A 6,242-nucleotide genomic window follows, 5' to 3' on the forward strand; every position below is an offset into this window, starting at 1 on the left:
ACTCCTAACTCCTAACTCCTAACTCCGTGCCTCTCTACTCAACACTATGGTTTGGTGTCCAGTTTGCCCAATCTTGAGGTTTGAGGAAGGTTTCGTACAACTGGGCTTCAGGGGAATTAGGTTCTGGCTGATAGCCGTATTCCCAGCGTACTAGGGGAGGTAAGGACATGAGAATAGATTCGGTGCGTCCGTTGGTTTGCAGACCAAAAATAGTGCCTCGGTCGTAAACTAAGTTAAATTCTACATACCGTCCCCGACGATAAAGTTGAAAATTCCGTTGGCGATCACCATATTCTGTATTATGTCGCCGCTCGACAATTGGCACGTAAGATGGTAAAAAGGCATTACCACATTCTTGCACAAAAGTAAATAATTCTTCCCAACTGCGTGATTCTGGCGCACCTAGCTGATTGCTGTAAATAGCCGCCTCACCATCTGGATGGGGACCGCGATATAATTCACCTTCACCATGTTGGTAATCAAAAAATAGACCACCTACACCCCGCGTTTCCCCGCGATGCTTGAGGTAGAAATATTCATCACACCAACGCTTAAACACTTGATAATACTCGGAGTGATGCTTATCACATGCTCCTTTGATAGTTTGATGAAAATGCGCTGCATCTTCAGCAAATGGGTAATAAGGAGTTAAATCCGCACCGCCACCAAACCACCACACCGGACCTGCTTCAAAATAACGATAATTGAGGTGAACAGTTGGCACGTAAGGATTGCGAGGATGTAGCACCATTGAAGTACCCGTAGCATACCAGCGGTGTCCTTCTGCGTCAGGGCGTTGGGTTAAAATAGAGGGTGGTAGGTGTTCTCCCCAAACTTCCGAAAAACCGACACCAGCTTGTTCAAAGATTGCACCCTCACGCATAACACGCGATCGCCCTCCACCTCCTTCAGGACGTTCCCAACTATCTTGTTGGAACTTACCCACACCATCCACGTCTTCCAGGGTTTGAGCAATTTTGTCCTGCAACTGTTTCATAAACTGACTCACCCTAGCCTTAGCGTCAGCTGGCGGTAAAGACTTAGATGATTCGGTTTGGCGATGAAGCGAGTTGGTCAACATAATAAATTCAGCAACCTAAATTACAATTTCTAAAAAGCAACAAATCTCTCAACTTAAACATTTGCAGGCAATACGCGCCAAAAAAACCGACTCAAGTCGCCCAATTTAAGAGCGTTACAGTCAAGCATTCACCCACCAAACGCGGGCATAACTAAAGATATTGTCCCTCAAATGCGTATAGCTTTTATATTGACTAAGTTTTTTATGCCTAATTTATGTGAACATTTAAGTGTGATACCAAGTTGCAATTAAAAGATATTACTTTGAGATTGTGTGTAGGGGCATAGGGCGTACAAAAAAATAAACATATAAAGGCGCATTGGGCATTGGGCATGGGGCATGGGGGAGGCAGTGCGCCCTTGGAGGTTCCCTCTGTTGTAGCACCTGCCGTCATGGGGCATGGGGGAGGCAGTGCGCCCTTGGAGGTTCCCTCCGTTGTAGCACCTGCCGTCATGGGGCATGGAAAGAATTTCTCCCGAATGCAATTCGCAATGCCCAATGCCCAATTCGCAATGCCCAATTCGCAATGCCCAATGCCCCATGCCCCATGCCCATTAAACAATTGCCCATTGCCCCATGCCCATTGCGATAGGGCCCCAACCAGATGTGTAGCCAGGAAGAGGATTATAAAAATGCAAGCTTGGTTGTCCAAATTTATCCACCGCAAACGGCGTCGGGTTTGTGCTTCTTTGGTGCGAACGTATCGAGAAATTAGTTCTGCTTCACCAGACCAACTATGGCAAAAGGTAGTAGATTTAGCAGACGTTTCCTGGCATCCAATGCTGAAGAGTACCAATGTTCCATACGGATTAGTACCCAAACCCGGATTGATTTTTCAAGCGGTAACACGCTTGTCACCGATTCCTATCCGTATTTTTGTCGAGCGCGTCAATCCCAGAGAACTGCTAACTATCCGCGTGCTAGCGATTCCCGGTGTAGAAGAACGAGTGACTTATCAACTAGAGTCCACAGTTTGTGGCACTTGTTTATCTTATTCTGTAACTTTACGCGGTTGGTTATCGCCTTTGATTTGGTCGTTTTCCCGTCCTTATAGCGATCGCGTAGCCCGCGCTTTAGTTGATGCTGTAGAAAAGGCAGGATTGCCAGCAGAGAGTTAGTGGGGAATGGGGAATGGGGAATGGGTAGGGTTAAAACAACGCTCCAACGCTCCAACCAACAACTAACAAATAACAACTAACACATAACAACGCTCCAACGCTCCAACCATCAACTAACAATACCTTCATAAAGTTAAGATGCAAGTAGATAGTAAAAACTATTTGCAAAGATTTATTACAGCGGCAAGGGTGAAAACACGATGTATGATGTCCTCGATGCTCAGTCGGTTCTAAATGTGCTGCGACCGGTGGAAGATCCAGAACTTCGCAAAAGTTTGGTAGAACTCAACATGATTCGCAACGTCAAAATTGACGGCGGCAAAGTAAGCTTCACTTTAGTATTAACGACACCCGCCTGTCCTCTACGTGAATTTATCGTTGATGATTGCCGCAGAGCGGTAAAAAAACTACCAAATGTTACAGATGTAGCTGTAGAAGTCACAGCAGAAACACCTCAGCAAAAAAGCTTACCCGATCGCACTGGCATTAGTGGTGTAAAAAACATTATCGCCGTTTCTAGCGGCAAAGGCGGTGTAGGTAAAAGTACGGTAGCTGTGAATGTGGCGGTAGCATTAGCACAAACCGGGGCAAAAGTCGGCTTACTCGATGCCGATATTTACGGTCCCAACGACCCCACGATGTTAGGGCTGAGTGATGCCCAAATTACTGTCCGTCCTGGCGAAAAAGGCGAAATCCTGGAACCTGCTTTTAATCACGGTGTCAAGTTAGTTTCAATGGGCTTTTTAATTGACCGAGATCAGCCGGTGATTTGGCGCGGACCAATGCTGAATGGAGTGATTCGTCAATTTCTCTATCAAGTGCAATGGGGCGAACTCGATTATTTGATTGTGGATATGCCACCGGGTACGGGAGATGCCCAGTTAACTTTGACACAAGCCGTGCCAATGGCGGGGGCAGTAATTGTTACCACACCGCAAAACGTAGCTTTGTTAGATTCTCGTAAAGGCTTGCGGATGTTTCAGCAGATGAACGTGCCAGTTTTGGGGATAGTGGAAAATATGAGTTATTTTATACCCCCAGATATGCCGGATAAGCAATATGACATTTTTGGTTCCGGTGGTGGTGAGAAAACTGCTGCCGAGTTGGGTGTACCGTTGCTGGGGTGCGTACCCTTAGAGATTTCTACGCGAGTTGGGGGTGATAGCGGTGTGCCGATTGTTGTTGGCGAACCAGATTCAGCTAGTGCAAAAGCATTGTATGCGATCGCCCTCACCATCGCTGGCAAAGTATCAGTTGCTGCCTTAACATAGAAATTTAATTTTTGTCTGGTTCCCCATCCGCAACCGGGGAATACAGATTTCAAGTGCTGACTAAATTTAAAATCTAAAACCTAAAGTCTAAAATCACACAATGTTGTTAAAAAGGTCGTCCAAAAAGTCCGTGCCAAAAATTCGCTGGCAACAATGGGTCAAACCCTGGCAGCAAATAGACTGGCTTCTACTTAGCTTACCGATCGCCATCACTCTATTTGGTGGCATCATGATCAAAAGTACCGAATTGAACCAAGGACTCACTGAGTGGCGGTGGCACTGGGTAATGGGTGGTATTGGTACCGCGATCGCGCTGATCCTTGCCCGCATCCGCTACGAAAATCTGATTCAGTGGCACTGGATAACTTATACAATAACCAATATCAGCTTGATCGCCGTCATGGTAGCTGGTCAAAGTGCCAAAGGAGCACAACGGTGGGTTAGTATCGCAGGCGTTCCCATACAACCCTCGGAATTTGCCAAAATAGGCTTAATTATTACCCTAGCGGCTTTATTACATAAGCGCACCGCTTCTCAAATAGATAACGTTTTCCGCGCTTTGGCAATTACCGCCATTCCTTGGGCATTAGTATTTATACAACCTGATTTGGCAACATCACTGGTATTTGGTGCGATCGTTTTAGGGATGTTGTACTGGGGAAATGCTAACCCAGGCTGGTTAATATTGATGATTTCTCCCATCGTCGCTGCAATTTTGTTTAGTACACCTTGGCCCCTTTCAGCGCCAATAGTTTTGTTTGACCAACTATCTTTGGGACCTTTAGGATTAATTTGGTCAGTCGCTATGGGTGTACTAGGCTTTTTGACTCTCCCCTGGCGTCGATTTGGTATCAGCGGCATCAGTGCATGGATTCTGAACATGCTAGGCGGCGAAATAGGAGTCTTTGTTTGGAACCATGTATTGAAAGATTATCAAAAAGGTCGGATCACCTCATTTCTCAATCCCGATGCCGACCCTCTGGGAACAGGATATCACCTAATTCAATCTCGGATTGCCATTGGTGCTGGGGGAATTTGGGGATGGGGACTAAATAAGGGTCCGATGACTCAACTAAATTTCGTTCCCGAACAGCATACAGACTTTATATTTTCTGCTGTGGGCGAAGAATTCGGTTTGATTGGTTGTTTGCTATTGCTGGTTGTCTTATGCTTTATTTGTCTGCGATTATTACATATTGCTCAAACCGCCAAAGATAATTTTGGTTCGTTGTTGGCTATTGGCGTTTTGTCGATGATCGTCTTTCAGGTGATTGTTAACGTAGGCATGACGGTTGGTTTAGCACCAGTGGCAGGGATTCCCCTACCTTGGATGAGTTACGGTCGTTCTGCCATGTTGAGCAACTTCATCGCCTTGGGACTAGTAGAATCAGTAGCGAATTTTCGTCAACAGAGGCAGAGATATTAGTTAGGAGGAGCGTGGTTAGTGGGGCATGGGGCATGGGGCATGGGGCATGGGGCATGGGGCATGGGGCATGGCGACTGGAAAAAGAATTATTACCCATTCCCAATTCCCAATGCCCATTGCCCAATGCCCAATGCCCACCAACAACCATCCACCAACAACTAACAAGTATTAAGCTATTAATAGGAAACAAGCGAGGTTAAAATCATGATCCTGCCAGGAGCGACTGTTCGTGTTAAGAATCCCGCAGATACTTATTATCGCTTTGAGGGACTGGTGCAACGGGTGAGTGATGGCAAGGTAGCCGTACTGTTTGAAGGTGGTAACTGGGATAAGTTAATCACCTTTCGCCTCAGCGAATTGGATCTTGTAGAAACCACTGCCGGACGGAAAAAAGCGAAATAAACGCACGTTAGTTAGGGGTTAGGAGTTAGGAGTGAGGAGTTAAGAGAACTCATAACTCATAACTCATAACTCATAACTCATAACTCAGCACTATTATGCGCCTTCCTTTACCACAGTTTGTCACAGGCGATCGCCACCCCAACCACATCGCGGAGGTGATCGAAACTACTACTACCGAATTTTTGGCACAGTGTCTGGAACCTGAAGATTTGAGCTTCCCACCCATGCCACCATTCGGTAGCTGGGTTTGTTCTGTGGATGAAGAATCGGGCAATCAAGTTTACGCTTTGGTGTATTATGCGACAACAATGCCCATAGATTCCGTACACAGGGCAAGAGCTTTAGGGTTGTCGTTGCAGGATTTGCGAGAGGAACAACCCCAGATATTCGCCATGCTGAAAACGGAATTTCGGGCGGCGATCGTCGGATTTGAACAGCCATCTCACAGCATAAGTTCTAACAATCGGGTGTATCAATATCTACCACCGCGTCCGCCACAAATTCATCAAGCTGTTTATCGATGCGAACCAGAAGCGATCGTTAAATTCACCGAAGAGCTAGATTTTTTGCGGACATTACTTTTTGTAAACGGTGCGCCAGTAGACTCATTAACCGCAGCGGCGATTAGAGAAGTGTACCAGTTACGCAAAGCCGATAGACAATGGTTAATCAAAGCCGGTAGAACCTTAAGTGTGCTGCTCAAAGACGATTACGATCGCTTGCGATTTATCCTCAGCCAAATCCACCCATAGGTAGTTAGCATAGGCGATCGCCTCAACTTCTATAAGTCAACGAAGAGGCTTTCTTGCAGGGAGAGAGGGGGATGGGGAGATGGGGAGAGGGGGAGCCAGCGCGTTGCGGAGCCAGTTGCGTGGGCGGGTTTCCCGACCCCAAAGGGGTCAACGAGATTCCCATCTCCCTTTGGGAGACGCTGCGCGAACGAC

Annotated in this window: 8 protein-coding genes; 7 read left to right on the forward strand and 1 reads right to left on the reverse strand. The window is 46.6% G+C overall.

All coding sequences use genetic code 11. From position 1 onward, the window contains the following. Window positions 1-34 precede the first annotated feature (34 nt). Entirely contained in the window at window positions 35-1,081 is a 1,047-nt protein-coding gene (gene hemF, locus AABK37_RS27855) for an oxygen-dependent coproporphyrinogen oxidase (protein WP_432554742.1), read from the reverse strand. Between the two features lie 319 nt (window positions 1,082-1,400). Here hemF and AABK37_RS27860 point away from each other — a divergent pair, with 319 nt between their 5' ends. From AABK37_RS27860 to AABK37_RS27890, 7 genes are all read left to right on the forward strand, one after another. Further along, window positions 1,401-1,673, forward strand: coding sequence for a hypothetical protein (locus AABK37_RS27860; protein WP_432554743.1), 273 nt, complete (start codon window positions 1,401-1,403; stop codon window positions 1,671-1,673). 40 nt (window positions 1,674-1,713) lie between these two features. Continuing rightward, window positions 1,714-2,199 carry an SRPBCC family protein gene (locus AABK37_RS27865; protein ID WP_432554751.1) on the forward strand — a complete coding sequence of 162 codons (486 nt, stop codon included), beginning with the start codon at window positions 1,714-1,716 and terminating at the stop codon, window positions 2,197-2,199. A 200-nt stretch (window positions 2,200-2,399) separates the two neighbouring features. Next, on the forward strand, window positions 2,400-3,470 hold the full coding sequence (locus AABK37_RS27870) for an Mrp/NBP35 family ATP-binding protein (protein ID WP_039743734.1): 1,071 nt from the start codon (window positions 2,400-2,402) through the stop codon (window positions 3,468-3,470). Window positions 3,471-3,570: 100 nt separating this feature from the next. Next, window positions 3,571-4,896, forward strand: a complete 1,326-nt coding sequence (gene rodA, locus AABK37_RS27875; RefSeq protein ID WP_432554744.1) for a rod shape-determining protein RodA — start codon at window positions 3,571-3,573, stop codon at window positions 4,894-4,896. A gap of 32 nt (window positions 4,897-4,928) precedes the next feature. After that, entirely contained in the window at window positions 4,929-5,096 is a 168-nt protein-coding gene (locus tag AABK37_RS27880) for a hypothetical protein (RefSeq protein ID WP_432554745.1), read from the forward strand. Between the two features lie 4 nt (window positions 5,097-5,100). Continuing rightward, complete coding sequence (locus AABK37_RS27885; RefSeq protein WP_039743729.1) at window positions 5,101-5,298, forward strand: NAD(P)H dehydrogenase subunit NdhS; 198 nt, start codon at window positions 5,101-5,103, stop codon at window positions 5,296-5,298. A gap of 95 nt (window positions 5,299-5,393) precedes the next feature. Continuing rightward, the gene (locus tag AABK37_RS27890) at window positions 5,394-6,050 is read left to right on the forward strand and encodes an HAS-barrel domain-containing protein (RefSeq protein ID WP_432554746.1); all 657 of its coding nucleotides are present in this window, start codon (window positions 5,394-5,396) and stop codon (window positions 6,048-6,050) included. The last annotated feature ends 192 nt before the right edge of the window (window positions 6,051-6,242 follow it).

Source organism: Tolypothrix sp. VBCCA 56010, assembly GCF_050875635.1.
GTDB lineage: Bacteria > Cyanobacteriota > Cyanobacteriia > Cyanobacteriales > Nostocaceae > Hassallia.